Source organism: Marinobacter manganoxydans MnI7-9 (assembly GCF_000235625.1).
Taxonomy (GTDB): Bacteria; Pseudomonadota; Gammaproteobacteria; order Pseudomonadales; family Oleiphilaceae; genus Marinobacter; species Marinobacter manganoxydans.
The window spans coordinates 189205-203681 of record NZ_AGTR01000080.1 but is presented as its reverse complement, the minus strand read 5'-3'; the positions used below and the strand labels follow the sequence as shown (position 1 = coordinate 203681).

Sequence of the window (14477 nt, the reverse complement as noted above, 5' to 3'; positions counted from 1 at the left end):
GTTTGTGAGGTTATTGATGACTGCGTTAAACGGACAAATGCGTGCTTTGATATTAGATAGCTATGAAGAAGGTACAGTATTCCGGGATGCCCTGATTAACTTACCTTCTCCATCAGCAGGTCAGGTGCAGGTAAAAATATTTGCGAGTGGCGTCAATCCTATTGATTACAAGATCCGCCAAGGTATCGCTCCTTATGCCATGCCCGAATTACCCGCAGTACTTGGCACCGATTTGGCTGGAGAAATTGTTGCTATCGGCGACGGCGTCACCGACTTTGCAGTAGGCGATGCAGTTTATGGTCTGACTGGCGGAGTGCGAGGATTGCAAGGCTCATTGGCTGAATATGCCAACGTAGATGCTGAGTTGCTTGCTCTCAAACCGAAAAATTTGTCCATGCGTGAAGCTGCGGCTTTACCTCTGGTTGCACTTACCGCTTGGGAAGGTTTGGTTGACAAGGCGAATGTTAAAGCGGGCCAGAAAGTCCTTATCCAGGGTGGAGCTGGCGGAGTTGGGCATGTAGCTGTGCAAATTGCTAAGGCCTTAGGTGCCGACGTTTATGCCACTGCATCGACTGGAAAACAACAACTGCTCAAGGCGCTTGGTGCCACGCCAATTGATTATCACACTGCAAGCCCTGCGGAGTACGTGGACGCATACACCCAAGGCAAAGGATTCGATATCATTTACGACACTGTCGGTGGCCCTGTACTCGATGCCTCATTAGGTATCATTGCACATTATGGACATATTATAAGCTGTGCTGCATTCGGCTCACATAACCTGGCACCGTCGTCACTACGCTCTGCAACATTGTCAGCGATTTTTGTGTTACACCCACAGCTCAGCGGAGAGGGGCGCAAACATCATGGTGACATTCTGCGGCAAATTACGGCTCTCGTTGAAGCTGGACAAATTAAGCCAATACTCGATCCGTTACGCTTTTCCCTAGACACGGCAATGGATGCACATAATGCCGTAGAGTTGGGGTCCATGGGTAAAGTAGTTATTGATGTAATTGCTTAAAAAGTCATTGTTGAGGATGCATATGAGCCCAAGAAAACTAATTCGAACTGTTCGTTTCCATGAATTAGGTGGCCCCGAGGTGTTAACTATTGACTCGCTGGCGAGTCCAGGTTTGCAGGCCACTGATGTTCGTATTGCGGTCAAAGCTGTTGGGCTCAATCGTGCTGATGCCATGTTCAGGCGAGGCCAGTATATAGAAAAGGCTGACTTCCCTTCGCGAATTGGCTATGAAGCATCCGGGATAGTCATTGAAGTCGGGGAAGAGGTGAATCATTTACGCCTTGGGGACGAGGTTTGTATTGTCCCTCAGATGGGGCTTTCTCAGAATGGCTGCTACGCAGAAGAGGTTGTCGTACCCAATGAATATGTGGCACTCAAACCAGCAGGGCTAACCTTTGCCGAAGGCGCAGCAGCCTGGATGCAGTACCTGACAGCTTATGGCGCTTTGGTCGAAATTGCTAACGTGCAAAAAGGCGATGCAGTACTGATAACTGCCGCATCGAGCAGTGTTGGATTGGCAGCGATTCAAATTGTGAATGCTCTGGGGGGTATCCCTATCGCTACAACTCTAACAGGAGCTAAAAAGGCTGCTGTGCTCAAGGCTGGCGCGGCCCATGTGATTGCAACCCAAGAAGAACCGCTGCTGGATAGCTTGAGAAGCATCTTGGGAGCAAACAATTTAAACATCGCATTTGATGCTGTCGGTGGGCCGCAGATAGCTGAAATTGCTGAAGCAATGAGCCCTGAAGGAATAATAATAGTACACGGAGCATTAAGTCCCGAAACAACCCCTTTTCCCTTAAAAATAGCACTTCGTAAAAGTCTGACCGTTAGGGGGTATGTGTTTACTGAAGTTATAAAAGACATCGGGCGTTTTCGCAGAGCAAAGCAATTTATCCACTCGGGTTTATCCGAAGGAACACTCAAGCCTGTCATTGATCGAAGCTTTAAATTTGAAGAGATAGTGGCAGCGCATCACTATCTGGAGTCAAATCAGCAGATTGGTAAAATAGTGGTCGAACTTGATTAACAGTTCGTAGCTTCCGCTAGTCTCTGGCCGGCGCATAATTCACCGCCAGAACAATAAGAAAAAGGGGTAGTGTATGGTAGTTAGCGATCTTCTCTGGCGGCGTCCGCGCCATCACATGGATGTCGATGAAAACCACGACCACGTGCACTGGGTGGAACTTTTCTTCGATCTGGTCCATGTAGTGACAATTTTCATTCTGGGGAATTACCTGTCCCATCATCTGGGGTGGCAAGGATTCTGGGTGTTTACCGGACTGTTCCTGGCAATTTTCTATGCCTGGGCAGACAGCTCGGTCTATAACTCGCTGTATATCTCCACGGACATGCCGCATCGCGTGGTGATGGCACTTAAGATTGTCACGATGATGACCGTCGCGGCGGCGATTCCCGACGTGGCCGGTGAAGGCTGGACGTATTTCGCGCTGGCCTATGCGTTGAATCGGGCGCTGACGGCCTATCTTTACTGGCGGGCGCGCTGTACCGACAACGCGGCCAATAGGCTGGCGCAGGAACAGGCGCGGAATTTTTTCGTGTTGGCCGGGGTGTTCGCGCTGTCGGCTTTTTTGCCCACACCGGTCGCCTACTGGGTCTTTGCCGCCGGCGTGGTAGCAATCCAGCTGCAGTACATGCTGCCGCGCGTGGGCACGCTCCGCTTCGAACGCTTTGTGCCTCAACTCGGACACATCTCGGAGCGCTTCGGCCTTCTGATGTTGATCTTGCTGGGTGAAGGCTTCTTTAAACTGGTGGTCACGCTGGCCGAGAAGGGTGTCCAAAGCGTCAGCGCGGGTACGCTGTTCAATGTGACCATGGGCGGCTTGTCCCTCTTCGCGCTGGCCTGGACTTATTTCGACTGCGCCGGCAATGAAAAACCGAAGAGCCGCACCAGTGCCGTGCTGTTGAGATACTGGTTTGCTCACATCGTGATTTTGTGGAGTACGGTGACGATTGGCGTTGCGCTGGCCGGAGAAGTCTACGTCGGCCTGTGGGAGCCTTATCCGCCCGGCTACGCCGCGCTTGGCTCTGTCGGCCTTGCGGTTTTTTTAGCTTCGCTATGGGCGCTGCGTCGAACCGTGGCTGATGCCACCGACAAATACCATAGCGCCGGTCTGAGGCTGTTCGGCATTGTCATGGCGCTGGTTGTGCTAGCCGTTCATCCCCTCATACCGTCGATTGTCAGCAACGGCCTTTGGGCCCTGGCGCTGTTCTCGCAGATTGGTGTGCCGATTTTTCTGGCGCTAAGAGATGCGCGCCGGTCTGATAAAATGCTGTGATGGAACATGGCTACGCCCATGCAATTTGACAGATAGCCGTCAGGGATTTGATGCGTTCTTCTTATGCTCATTAAGCCGTAGAACCACATTCTTTTCGGAAGCATTCATCAAGCCGGCCTTTTTGTTTTCGTGATCAGTGATTGTCCGTTGGCGCTGTCCACGCCGGCGCTTCGTCCTCAGTTCGCCGTGCGTCCTCCCGCATGGCGTGCCCCAGTGACTCTTCGAGCTTCACGAACAACTCCCCGTAGCGCCGGCCGAGGCCGAAGTACATGCCTTCCTCGATGTTGCGCCAGGTTTCGAACAGTTGGTCTTCGTTGGCTTTTTCGCTGGCAACGAAGGACTGGGTCATCCGGCGAGCGCGTTCTGGGTGGACGCCCATGGCGGTGAGGGCATCGCCGCCGAGTGCCAGGGCGGAGTAGTAGGTTTCGCTTACCACGTCGTCGGCGCCGGCTTCGCGCAGTTCGTAGCTGTGGCCGCGGTCGAAGGCGCGGGCCAGTACCCAGACCTCCGGGTAAAGCTGTTTGACATGACGCACCAGATTAACGGCCCGGTTGCGGTCATCAATGGCCACAACGAGCAGGCGTGCCTCGGCAATGCCGGCCGTTTCCAGTAGCTGGATGCGGGTGGCGTCGCCAAAGTAACTTTTCAGTTGGATTCGGCGCAGGTTTTCGATCTGCTCCAGGGATTGGTCCAGGGCAACGCTCGGAATGTTGTTGGCGCGAAGCAACCGGCAGACGATCTGCCCGAATCGGCCGACCCCTGCCACGATCACCGGCGCCTGTTCTTCTATCTCATCCGGCTCCGCTTCTTCATTGGAGGCCTTCTGATAGCGCGGCAGCACCACCCGGTCATAGACAATGAACAACAGCGGCGTCAGGAACATGGACAGGGCCACGACCAGTGACAGCATTTGCGCGGTGTCCGCCGGGATCACACGGTTCTGAGTGCTGTAGGTCAGCAGCACAAACCCGAATTCACCGGCCTGGGCGAGTCCGAGGGTGAACAGCCAGCCATCACTGCTGCGGATGCGGAAGGCGAGGGCCAGACCAACCAGAATCAGGGCCTTGCCGATGATCACCGCCAGGGCGAGAAGCAGGACGATATCCCAGGACTCCGCCAGAACGCCGAAATTGATTCCCGCGCCCACGGTAATGAAGAACAGCCCCAGCAGCAGCCCTTTGAACGGCTCGATATTGGCTTCCAGTTCGTGCCGGAATTCGCTGTTGGCCAGCACCACACCGGCCAGGAATGCGCCAAGAGCCGGCGACAGGTTGACCAGGCTCATGAGCGCCGCGATGCCGATAATCAGCATCAGCGAGGTGGCGGTGAACACTTCCCGCATGCCGGACTGTACCACGTAGCGGAACAGCGGCCGGCTCAGGTAATGGCCGCAGACAATCACCAGCACGATCGCCCCCACAACCACCAGCCCATGGGCCCAGCCCGGCAGGTGCTCAACCAGGCTGAGGCTGCTGTGCCCGCCCTCGCCGCCACTGGGGGAGATGCCGGGCACGGCCAGCAGCGGGATGATGGCCAGCATGGGAATCACTGCAATGTCCTGGAAGAGCAGCACCGAGAAGGCACTCTGGCCGCCTTCGGTTTTGACCAGGCCCTTTTCGGTCAGCGTCTGCAGCACAATTGCCGTTGAAGACAGGGAGAACAGAAACCCCACCGCCACTGCGGTTTGCCAGGCCAGCCCCAGCGACCAGGCAAAACCGGTGGCGGCCGCTGCGGTGAGTGCCACTTGCAGCCCACCCAGGCCGAGCAGCCGCACCCGCATGGCCCAGAGGGATTTGGGGTCCAGCTCCATCCCCACCAGGAACAGCATCATCACCACGCCGAATTCGGCAAAATGCTGAAGGGTGACGGTCTCTTGGCCCACCAGCCCGGTCACCGGCCCGATGACCACACCGGCCACCAGGTAACCGAGTACCGAACCCAGCCCGAACCGCTTGGCCAAAGGCACCGCGATTACAGCCGCCACCAGGTAAATAAAGGCCTGAATAAAGTAGTCAGTCATTAGAGCCGCCAGTTATGTCCGTCGGGTGATAATTAGATATTCGTTCTTGTAGCCTTAGACCAAAGGCCGCATTTCATCTCCCGTTTCGAAACCGGGGACAGATCAGACGTGCTTTACTTCACCACTATGTCCAGCGCGGACATCTTCGGGCCCATGAACATCTGTAGTAGCCCCCATTTAAACCGGACACCTTGGTAGAAGCAAGTTGACGAAGCGTTTTGTGGTGCCGGGCCGAGGCCATGGCTGTCACCCGGTAATTCCGCTGCACGGCCAGTTGAACCAGGAAACGTCCTACCATGCCGCCGGCACCGGTAATGAGTACATCGGCCTCTGGCATGCGTGGGATTTTTTCAATTGCCTGCCAGGCGGTCATCAACGGGCAGGGTAGCGCGGCAGCTAGTGACAGCGGCAGTATATAGGGCTACTCGTCGCCGTGTGGGGCATTGTCGGACTACGATGGATATGAAAAACGCACCGTCCCTGGTGCCAAGACGCAAATGAAACCTCTAACGCTTAACCGTGGCTTTCGGACTTCACTTCGCCGCGGATAACAACCTGTCCGCTATAGGGGGCCGGCTGAGGGGCTTCGACGCCCGGTTCATCGGATTTGCGATCTGCCAGAGTCGCGTGGGCAGGAATAGCCGCTACCGCGATGAGTGAGGCGAGGGTTACCAGTGCAACTTTACGCATAACATCTTCTCCTGAGTTTGAATGAGTCAACGCTTTCATCGGAACTGCCTGGGTGGTCGGCAGTTGATGGGGAGAAGTATGGGGCTGGGGAGGCGACCTGAATAATTCCGAAACAATATGGAATACATCATCTCAAATTATGATAAACCGTTTTTTTGCTGCCGAAACGTTCACCAGAACGTTTTAGGATTCCGCGGTTAAAAACAAAAATTATCTATATATCATTAGTTAAGGTGTGATTTCTATAGTTCTTCCTAGAAGGGAGACTCAGGGAATGAGCCTGAAAAAGGCGGTATAAGTACCTATGCATCACTATCTGTGATGTTGCGGATACCGTCTCTTGATTAGTCTGCCGCGCCCGTCATCCGAAAAATAGCCGCCAACTCGATTCACACAATTGAAGCACTGGAGTTGGCCATGCGTTCCCTTTCACTCGCTCTTGCACTCGGTTTTGCTGTGGCGTCGTCTGTCAGCCTGGCTGGTGAGCCCGCTTCCGCCATTGCACTGTCTATTGATAACGATCTGTTCGCCCCGACCCGGACCGACCGGGACTACACAGCCGGGGTCGCCATAACCTATTCCTCCAACTCCGAGGCGCTGAACAACAGCCTGGTTTCACGCGCGGTGGGAGCGATCGACCAGGGTCTGGTTGGCAGTTTTGGCCGGCTGCCGGACCAGCCTGAGAACACCTCGGTGGAGTTCGGTGCCTACGGCTTTACCCCCGAGGAGATTACGGAGCAAGGTATCGACAGGAGCGACCGACCGTACAGCAGCCTGGTGTATCTGTCCACGAGCCGCAGTTATCAGTCAGCCGGTGGCACCTCGGGATGGACCACCTCGCTGACCGTTGGTGCCCTGGGCTTAGACCTGTTTGAGCACAGTCAGAATGCGATTCACAAGGCCACCGGCAGTGACAAGCCCGAAGGCTGGGATCACCAGATCTCCGAAGGGGGCGAGCCTACCGTGCGGTACTCCGCGGCCTACCACCAGTACCTGGATGGCAGTGAGCCGGGCAGCAAGTTCAAGGTGACCTACTTTGGGAGCGTCGGATACCTCACTGAATTTGGCGCCGCCCTGGTGTTCCGGGGAGGGCTGATTTCGTCGCCGGATAACCGCTTCAACCCGGAATTGATGGCCTACGGTGAGCGGGCGCCCAGCGTCTCCGCGGTCGGCGGTCGGGAGAACTACTTCTGGGGTGGCCTGTCGGTGAAGGCCAGGGCATACAACGCTTTCCTGCAGGGTCAGTTCCGGGATTCCGATCACGAACTCAGTGCCAATGATCTGAATGTGCTGCTAGCGGAAGTCTGGGCCGGTTACACCTACACGCTCTGGGACAACATGGAGCTGAGCTACGTGTTGCGTGTGCAGAGCTCCGAAATCAAGAACGGTACCGGTGATCGCACCCTGGCCTGGGGCGGACTGGTGCTGAGCAAGCGCTTTGGCAGTCACTGACAACCGGTGTACATCACCCTGGGAAATACCATGTATACCGCTGAACAATTGGTTTTCAGCAAGAGCAGGGCGCATGGTTAGGCTCAGGCATTACTGGAAACGGAGAAACGATATGAGCAACATCGTTGAAGTAAACGACAGCAACTTTGATGCGGCCGTTGGTCGTAACGACAAGCCGGTCCTGGTCGATTTCTGGGCACCCTGGTGCGGCCCCTGCAAGACCGTTGGCCCCATGCTTGAAGAAATCGCCGACGAACTGGGCGATGAACTGGTAGTGGCCAAGGTCAACGTGGATGACAGCCCGGAAACGGCGGCTCGCATGGGAATCCGCAGCATTCCGACCCTGGCGCTGTTCCGAGAGGGCGGCGTGGTGGCCCGGCAGACCGGTGCCGGTACCCTGGGCCAGTTGCGTGCCTTCGTCAAAGGCAACCTGTAACTCACCGGCTCGAATCAACACCCTCCTTCTATGGGAGGGTGTTTTTGTGTGCCGGTTGCACTGCCCGCCAATGCTGGTCAGACTTATCCGGGTCCATTGCCATCATTCAGGTACCCCACGATGAAAACCCAGGAGCTGCAACTCCTCTATATTTTCGACGCCATCATGACCGAGCGCTCGGTGACCCGAGCCGCCGAGCGTCTGGCCATGACCCAGCCGGCGGTATCCAACGCAATTTCCCGGATGCGCCAGATCTGGAGCGACCCGCTGTTTGTCCGCAAAGGTCGTAACATCGAGCCAACGTCTTATGCCTTGAGCCTGTGGGACCAGGTAGGCGGGCCCATGTACGCGCTAACCAACGCGGTTTCAGCCACTCAGTTCGACCCCGCCAATTCCAAACGGAAATTTCGCATCGCCGCTACCGACGTGATCGTTGAGATGGTCTGGCGCCAGTTAATCGAATTGCTGGAGCGGGAGGCGCCCGGTGTCGACCTGCACGCGGTCCCGTACACGCCCGATGGCACCTACGACGATCTGCGCGAAGCCCACGTGGACCTGGCGGTTGGCGTTCTGAACCAGCACGACCACAGCCTGCGGAGCACCTGGTTGTTTGAGGGTGGCTACGTGCTGGCGATGCGCGAAGGACATCCGCTGGCGGGTAAGCCGATCACCATGGAGGAATTCCTGGAGGCCCGGCATTTGCTGGTGTCCATGTCGGGCGACGCCCATGGTTTCGTGGACAGCTACCTGGACCAGAAGGGACAAAGCCGCCGGATTGCCGCCACCGTCAACCATTTCTCCATTGTGCCGCAGGTGCTTCGGGAGACAAACCTGATTGCGGCGGTGCCGGAACTCATCAGTCAGGACTGCGGTTTTGTGAACGGGCTCTGGATGGGAGAGCTGCCCTTTGAGGTTGATCCCACCAGCATGTACCTGGTCTGGCACGCCCGCCATGACCGGGATCCCGGCATTATCTGGATTCGGGACCACCTCGAGCGCCTGCTGCGGGATCGCTGGCACGAAATCATGACCACCTCGCCCTGCGGGCGGCACCTGAAAGCGGTCTAACCGGCCAGAGAAGTCGCCGCCACGGATTGTGGGGTTGGCCAGGTAAGCGCCGGCCGCAACCATGATGGACCCCGCACTTCGGTTCAACTTCTTCACTAGTGTCCCGTCTGGCTAATTCCTTAATCTACTGAGCTTCTCAGAAGCTCCCGAAGGGCTTGCCTCTGAGGACTCTGAGCCGGTGTTGTCAGTCCTTGATGTGGAACAACCACATCTGCAGACTGACGCCTTGGTCAGAGTCCTCAGAGGCAAGCAGTAGATTAAGGAATTAGCCAGACGGGACACTAGGGCCTCAGACTGGAAGAAACAAGAAAGGAGATCGCGCTTTCAAAGGTCATGTGTTCTGCGCAACGAAAAAGGGGGCTAACAGCCCCCTCTCGACATTATGCTTCAACTAACTCTTTCAAGGTAAGGGTAGTCAATATACCCTTCCGCACCCTGGGAGTAAAAAGTCGCCGGATCTGCTTCGTTGAGCTCGGCGCCAAGCTTCAGGCGCTCCGGTAGGTCCGGGTTGGCAATGAAGGGCACGCCAAAGGCGACAGCGTCGGCCAGTCCGGATTCGATGGCTTGTTCTGCTTCTTCACCGGTGTAGCCCATGTTGAGGATCAACTTGCCCTTGAAGTGTTCGCGGACCGGAGTAATGACGTCCGCTTGCTGTTCCCCGAAAAAGTCGCTGCGCATCAAATGAACAAAGGCCAGGCCGTAGTCGTTCAGGCGCTTGGCGAGCCAGGTAACCAGACCGACCGGATCACTGTCCTTCATGCTCTGGAAGCTGTTGAGGGGGCTCAGTCGAACACCGACGTTCTCGGAACCGAACACTCCGGATACGGCTTCAATCACCTCCAGCAGAAGTCGGGCGCGATTTTCGATCGGGCCACCGTAGGGGCCTTCTCGATGGTTGGAGCTATCACGCAGGAACTGGTCCAGCAGATAGCCGTTGGCGCCATGAACCTCAACACCGTCAAAGCCGGCGCGCTTGGCATTCTCGGCGGCGGTGCGGAAACCGTCGATGATGGCCGGGATTTCGCTGTCGGCCAGTGCGCGGGGAACCGTGTAGGACTTCTTACCTTCTGGTGTGTGCACTTCATCGCTGGTGATGGCAATGGCGCTGGGCGCTACCGGATCCTTGCCATTGTTTAACACCGGGTGGCAGGCGCGGCCACCGTGAAAGATTTGCAGATAAATCTTACCACCTTTGGCGTGTACCGCATCAGTGACTTTCTTCCAGCCTTCAACTTGCGCCTCGGAATAGATACCGGGCTCGCGCCAGAAGGCCGAATTGCCTTCGATGGCCATGGTCGCTTCAGTGATGATCAGGCCGGCAGAGGCACGCTGGGCGTAATATTCAACCATCATATCCGTGGGAACGTGATCAGCGTCGGCACGGACGCGGGTGAGGGGGGCCATGAAGACCCGATTGGCCAATTCACTGGCGCCCATTTTCAGGGGAGTAAAAAGTGTGTTCATAGCAAGCATCCTCGGGAAATTTTGTGTACAAGAGCTGGTAGCATATCCGCCCGTTGGCCGGGCGGACTAATTCGGACGAGATATATCAATCATCATCCTGACTTATACGACAGGCTGTTCATCTTTTCCTCCGGACAAGCGATCCGGAGGAAAAAAGCCGCCGGCAATCATTGCATTCATCAGTTCGCCTACTTTTGCACGCAGGTCATCCCTCAACAACCTCATTGCCGGCGTTATTGACTGTCGGGTAGGACAAATCAGCCACAGCTCGGATACCGGCGGCGCATAGCCCGGCATGATGGTGGTGACACGGCCTGCAAGCAGATCATCCGATATATCAAGACACGATTTTATCGCAAGACCGCGGCCAGCAACGCACCATCGGCGAACCAGATCGCCATCGTTTGAGGCGCGATCGCCCGTCATTTTGACTCGATATTCCTCGTCTCCGCGTTTGAACGTCCAGAGGTCAAATGGGATGTCCTGCAACTGATAGAACAGCCCGTTGTGGTTCTCAAGGTCATCAGGATGAATAGGGCGACCATGACGCGACAGGTAATCAGGAGATGCGCAAAGCAGGCGCGGCACATCGCAAATTTTGAATCCATACAGGTTGGTGTCACTGGGCGCGCCGTAGCGAAGCGCCATGTCGACCGAATCCCGGTAAAAGTCCACGTTGGTGTCAGTAATCTGAACTCTGAGGTTCAAACCTGGATGCGTTGCCATCAATTCGTCGATCCAGGGCACAACGCGGTTACGACCAAGATCGGATGAAACCGAAAGCCGGATTTCGCCTGTTACAGAGTCAACTTCAGATCGAAGGTTCTGTTGCGCCTGGCTCAACAAGTCAATCGCTTGCTTGCAGTGAGGCAAGTATTTTTCGCCAGCGGCAGACAACCGCAACCTTCGCGTGGAGCGTACAAACAACTCAACACCCAGCTCCTGTTCTACACGCTTTACTGCGGCGCTGGCTGTGGCAGCTCGCATATCAAGGCTGGTGGCGGCAGCGGTAATGTTGCGGAATTCAGCGACCCTCAAAACCACGATCAGATCATCAAGACTCATTTTCAAAAATTCTTTGAATATGTTTAACAAATTTTCCCGTTTATCCGAGTGTAAACGGCGACCATACTGTGCGCTACTCGAAAATCATTGCGGAGACAGATAATGAAAGCTGTTGGATATCGGGAATCTCTTCCTATCGAAAACCCTGATGCGCTGCAAAATGTTGAGATGGAACGTCCCGTCGCAAAAGGCCGGGACCTGTTGGTCAGAGTCAAAGCCATCGCCGTAAACCCCGTTGACTTCAAGGTACGCCAGCAGGCAGAGCCCGAACCAGGCCAGATCAAAGTACTTGGATGGGATGCCGTTGGAGAGGTAGTGGCAATAGGCGAGGGCGCTTCACTCTTCAAAGAAGGTGACACCGTATTTTATGCCGGTGACGTTACCCGTCAGGGCAGCAACGCTGAATACCAGGTCGTCGATGAGCGTCTGGTTGGTCGGAAGCCTGCCAGCCTGTCCGACGCCGATGCTGCGGCGTTGCCCCTGACCACGATAACAGCATGGGAAATGCTGTTTGACCACCTGCAACTTGAGCGACAGTTGGCTGGATCCATCACTCCCAGCGACGATGTGGTCCTTGTGATTGGCGCCGCAGGAGGCGTGGGTTCAATTCTCGTTCAATTGATCAAACAGCTGACAGGCGCGAAAGTACTCGCTACGGCATCTCGCCCGGAATCGAAGGCCTGGGTTGAATCATTGGGTGCGGATTTTGTTCTGAATCACCGTGAACCCTTGCAGCCCCAGATCGAAACACTGGTGTCTGCCGGCAAAATTGGTTCTGTAACCCATGTGGCCAGTCTTAACGCCACAGATCAATACTTCGACGATTATGTGGCGGTGCTTAGGCCGTTTGGAAAGATTGCCATGATCGACGATCCTGCAAGTCTGGACGTAATGAAGATCAAGTCGAAGAGTCTGTCATTACACATTGAATTCATGTTCGCCCGCTCAATGCACCAGGCGGATGATATGCAGGTTCAGCACGACTTGTTGAATGAGGTCTCACGGCTTGTAGATCAAGGCTTCATCCGGACAACTGCAGGGAAGCACCTCGGAGCGATCAACGCTGAGAATCTACGTGCCGCACACGCCGAACTGGAATCAGGAACCGCCGTTGGCAAGATTGTGCTGGAGGGTTTTGCCTGACGGGTTCTACCCCGTTACTGCGGGCATTCCTAAACAAACCTATGCCCCGGAATTCAAAGCTGACGCGGTGGAGTGGAGGTATCAGGTTCAGCCGTTGGACTCCAAGCCTTCCAGAATATGCGGCCAGCAGGCTTTGCATCGGCTGCGTAGCAGGTCGCTGTGGCCGATTTCTTTCAAGCCAAAACTGCCTGGTTCCAAAAAATGTTTTTTTATCTGGGCGTTGGGCAGCAGGCGCAGAAAGTCTTCCACGTTTGCAGGCACGGCAATGTGGTCATCTGTTGCGGTTAGCGACAGCACGGGGGCTTTTATATCCGCATAGTGATGCTGCCTTATTTCCTCTCCAAAACTGTTTTCTACGTACCCTGGCGAACGGCACCACTGTCGCCATTGCCTGGCGACACCGGCGGGAAGATCCTCACCGAAACCGATGATTTTGGTCGGCCAGTATCCTTTGACTGCAACGGAGAGCGGTTGCCAACCGTGGAACAGTAGTTTGGCGGCCAGCTTTGTTTTCAGTTTCAGGTTATCGAAATGGCCTGACGATGCTGCAATCAGAACGTAGCTGTCTATTTGAGCGAAGTTGGGCATTAAACCGATCAACTGCGCACCGGCGCTATGGCCAACAAGGCTTACCGGCAGGCCTGGTGCAAGAGCGACGAGTTTTTCTAGCGCTGCCGGCAGGTCCAGCGTACCCCAATCGACCAGGTCACTAGAGATCTCTGCTAGAGGAATACCGTTGCGAGAATCCCCAATGCCTCTATTGGAAAATGCCAGCACGGCGAAGCCTTGCTCGCTCAGCCAGGTAGCAAAACTGAAATAGACCTGATGTCGAAACCCGGTGGCAGGGGCGATGAGAACGGCACCGCGAGGAACGTCTGTTGCTGGTCTGAAAAAATGCCCGGTGAGCCGATAGCCGTCGTCACAGGTTATTATGGTTTTTTCCATCATTTACCCAATTAGTAAGCCGCTGTTGCCAAAACAATTCGGCAGTTGTGAAATAAAAGAACAAAATTCGGTAAAAGAATATTATTTTGTTTTTGCCGAAGCTGTCAAACGGTAGAATGAATGTCACGGCTAGTTCAAACAGGCTAATTTCGATTTGATGAACCCATTCCATATTTTAGAAAACAGGTTTCCGGGCCGCAGGGCTGCGCTGAAAAGGGACATCCTGGAACAGGCGCTCTATTGTTTTATTGAGCTTGGGGTGGAGGCCACCACGATCGAAGCCATCAAAGCCCGCTGCGAAACGAGTGTAGGGGCGATCTATCACCACTTTGGCAACAAGGAGGGTATTTTAAGCGCACTCTTTTTTGCAGCTCAGGATGATCAGCGACAACATCTGGACCGGGAGTTAGCCAACACCAACAGCCTTCGCGAGGCTGTGTATTCAGTTATCTGTAGTTATCTCGACTGGGTTGTCGCCAATCCCGAATGGGCAAGGTTTCTGTATCAGGCGCGATCAGCAGTCGCCAAAGGGCCGTTTCAGGAGGAGCTGAAAGATCGGAATGCGAAAGGCTTCCAGGAACTCAAAGCAAAGTTGCTTGGCTTCGGTAACGAAAGTAACAGCATTGTTCAGCCGTTCGAGATCGTAATCTCTCTGATCGTCGGCCCGTCGGAAAATTACTGCAAAGCCTGGCTGGCTGGCCGGGTACAGACTTCGCCTCGGGATTATCGGGAAGAATTCGCGGAATCCGCATGGCGATCGCTTCAGAGGTGATCCAGCTGAAAATATTTGCCTCGCGTTGTTCCTGGATCATATTCCGCCACAATGGGTGATTATGCAAAGCCATAATGAATTGCTCTTCTGGATACGTA

Annotated in this window: 14 protein-coding genes; 8 read left to right on the top strand and 6 right to left on the bottom strand. The window is 55.1% G+C overall.

Annotated features, from left to right (window positions below):
• Positions 1-16: 16 nt before the first annotated feature.
• The 3 genes from KYE_RS16365 (at position 17) to KYE_RS16355 (ending at position 3324) form a co-directional block, all read left to right on the top strand.
• A complete protein-coding gene (locus tag KYE_RS16365) occupies positions 17-1024 on the top strand; it encodes a zinc-dependent alcohol dehydrogenase family protein (protein WP_008175572.1) in 1008 nt (335 codons plus the stop codon).
• Between the two features lie 22 nt (positions 1025-1046).
• Positions 1047-2054, top strand: a complete 1008-nt coding sequence (locus tag KYE_RS16360) for a zinc-dependent alcohol dehydrogenase family protein (RefSeq protein WP_008175571.1) — start codon at positions 1047-1049, stop codon at positions 2052-2054.
• A 73-nt stretch (positions 2055-2127) separates the two neighbouring features.
• Positions 2128-3324, top strand: coding sequence for a low temperature requirement protein A (locus KYE_RS16355; protein WP_008175569.1), 1197 nt, complete (start codon positions 2128-2130; stop codon positions 3322-3324).
• 133 nt (positions 3325-3457) lie between these two features.
• Here the strand turns inward: KYE_RS16355 and KYE_RS16350 are convergent, their stop codons facing one another.
• The 3 genes from KYE_RS16350 to KYE_RS21655 all read right to left on the bottom strand — a co-directional run bounded on the left by KYE_RS16350 (position 3458) and on the right by KYE_RS21655 (position 6034).
• Positions 3458-5344 carry a monovalent cation:proton antiporter-2 (CPA2) family protein gene (locus KYE_RS16350; RefSeq protein WP_008175568.1) on the bottom strand — a complete coding sequence of 629 codons (1887 nt, stop codon included), beginning with the start codon at positions 5342-5344 and terminating at the stop codon, positions 3458-3460.
• 124 nt (positions 5345-5468) lie between these two features.
• Positions 5469-5681, bottom strand: coding sequence for an NAD-dependent epimerase/dehydratase family protein (locus KYE_RS21465; protein ID WP_202945863.1), 213 nt, complete (start codon positions 5679-5681; stop codon positions 5469-5471).
• Positions 5682-5857: 176 nt separating this feature from the next.
• Positions 5858-6034, bottom strand: coding sequence for a hypothetical protein (locus KYE_RS21655; protein WP_008175566.1), 177 nt, complete (start codon positions 6032-6034; stop codon positions 5858-5860).
• Between the two features lie 417 nt (positions 6035-6451).
• Between KYE_RS21655 and KYE_RS16340 the strand changes: the two genes are divergently transcribed.
• The 3 genes from KYE_RS16340 (at position 6452) to KYE_RS16330 (ending at position 8990) form a co-directional block, all read left to right on the top strand.
• On the top strand, positions 6452-7486 hold the full coding sequence (locus tag KYE_RS16340; RefSeq protein WP_008175565.1) for a lipid A deacylase LpxR family protein: 1035 nt from the start codon (positions 6452-6454) through the stop codon (positions 7484-7486).
• Between the two features lie 112 nt (positions 7487-7598).
• Positions 7599-7922, top strand: a complete 324-nt coding sequence (trxA, locus tag KYE_RS16335; protein ID WP_008175564.1) for a thioredoxin — start codon at positions 7599-7601, stop codon at positions 7920-7922.
• A 120-nt stretch (positions 7923-8042) separates the two neighbouring features.
• Positions 8043-8990 carry a LysR family transcriptional regulator gene (locus KYE_RS16330; RefSeq protein WP_008175563.1) on the top strand — a complete coding sequence of 316 codons (948 nt, stop codon included), beginning with the start codon at positions 8043-8045 and terminating at the stop codon, positions 8988-8990.
• A gap of 387 nt (positions 8991-9377) precedes the next feature.
• On the opposite strand, the gene KYE_RS16325 is transcribed toward KYE_RS16330, so the two are convergent.
• Entirely contained in the window at positions 9378-10454 is a 1077-nt protein-coding gene (locus tag KYE_RS16325) for an alkene reductase (RefSeq protein WP_008175562.1), read from the bottom strand.
• Between the two features lie 102 nt (positions 10455-10556).
• A complete protein-coding gene (locus KYE_RS16320; protein WP_008175561.1) occupies positions 10557-11519 on the bottom strand; it encodes a LysR family transcriptional regulator in 963 nt (320 codons plus the stop codon).
• Between the two features lie 102 nt (positions 11520-11621).
• Here KYE_RS16320 and KYE_RS16315 point away from each other — a divergent pair, with 102 nt between their 5' ends.
• On the top strand, positions 11622-12662 hold the full coding sequence (locus KYE_RS16315; RefSeq protein WP_008175560.1) for a zinc-binding alcohol dehydrogenase family protein: 1041 nt from the start codon (positions 11622-11624) through the stop codon (positions 12660-12662).
• 87 nt (positions 12663-12749) lie between these two features.
• On the opposite strand, the gene KYE_RS16310 is transcribed toward KYE_RS16315, so the two are convergent.
• Positions 12750-13610, bottom strand: a complete 861-nt coding sequence (locus KYE_RS16310) for an alpha/beta fold hydrolase (RefSeq protein WP_100169510.1) — start codon at positions 13608-13610, stop codon at positions 12750-12752.
• A gap of 154 nt (positions 13611-13764) precedes the next feature.
• On the opposite strand from KYE_RS16310, the gene KYE_RS16305 reads away from it, so the two are divergent.
• A complete protein-coding gene (locus KYE_RS16305; RefSeq protein ID WP_008175555.1) occupies positions 13765-14379 on the top strand; it encodes a TetR/AcrR family transcriptional regulator in 615 nt (204 codons plus the stop codon).
• Positions 14380-14477: the final 98 nt, after the last annotated feature.

Excerpts from the sequence above, each read along its gene's own strand:
- KYE_RS16365 (WP_008175572.1), top strand. The coding sequence starts at position 17 with ATGACTGCGTTAAACGGACAAATGCGTGCTTTGATATTAGATAGCTAT.
- KYE_RS16355 (WP_008175569.1), top strand. The coding sequence starts at position 2,128 with ATGGTAGTTAGCGATCTTCTCTGGCGGCGTCCGCGCCATCACATGGAT.
- KYE_RS16350 (WP_008175568.1), bottom strand. The coding sequence starts at position 5,344 with ATGACTGACTACTTTATTCAGGCCTTTATTTACCTGGTGGCGGCTGTA.
- KYE_RS16305 (WP_008175555.1), top strand. The coding sequence starts at position 13,765 with ATGAACCCATTCCATATTTTAGAAAACAGGTTTCCGGGCCGCAGGGCT.
- KYE_RS16315 (WP_008175560.1), top strand. The coding sequence starts at position 11,622 with ATGAAAGCTGTTGGATATCGGGAATCTCTTCCTATCGAAAACCCTGAT.
- KYE_RS16310 (WP_100169510.1), bottom strand. The coding sequence starts at position 13,610 with ATGATGGAAAAAACCATAATAACCTGTGACGACGGCTATCGGCTCACC.
- KYE_RS16325 (WP_008175562.1), bottom strand. The coding sequence starts at position 10,454 with ATGAACACACTTTTTACTCCCCTGAAAATGGGCGCCAGTGAATTGGCC.
- KYE_RS16360 (WP_008175571.1), top strand. The coding sequence starts at position 1,047 with ATGAGCCCAAGAAAACTAATTCGAACTGTTCGTTTCCATGAATTAGGT.
- trxA (WP_008175564.1), top strand. The coding sequence starts at position 7,599 with ATGAGCAACATCGTTGAAGTAAACGACAGCAACTTTGATGCGGCCGTT.
- KYE_RS21655 (WP_008175566.1), bottom strand. The coding sequence starts at position 6,034 with ATGCGTAAAGTTGCACTGGTAACCCTCGCCTCACTCATCGCGGTAGCG.
- KYE_RS21465 (WP_202945863.1), bottom strand. The coding sequence starts at position 5,681 with ATGCCAGAGGCCGATGTACTCATTACCGGTGCCGGCGGCATGGTAGGA.
- KYE_RS16340 (WP_008175565.1), top strand. The coding sequence starts at position 6,452 with ATGCGTTCCCTTTCACTCGCTCTTGCACTCGGTTTTGCTGTGGCGTCG.
- KYE_RS16320 (WP_008175561.1), bottom strand. The coding sequence starts at position 11,519 with ATGAGTCTTGATGATCTGATCGTGGTTTTGAGGGTCGCTGAATTCCGC.
- KYE_RS16330 (WP_008175563.1), top strand. The coding sequence starts at position 8,043 with ATGAAAACCCAGGAGCTGCAACTCCTCTATATTTTCGACGCCATCATG.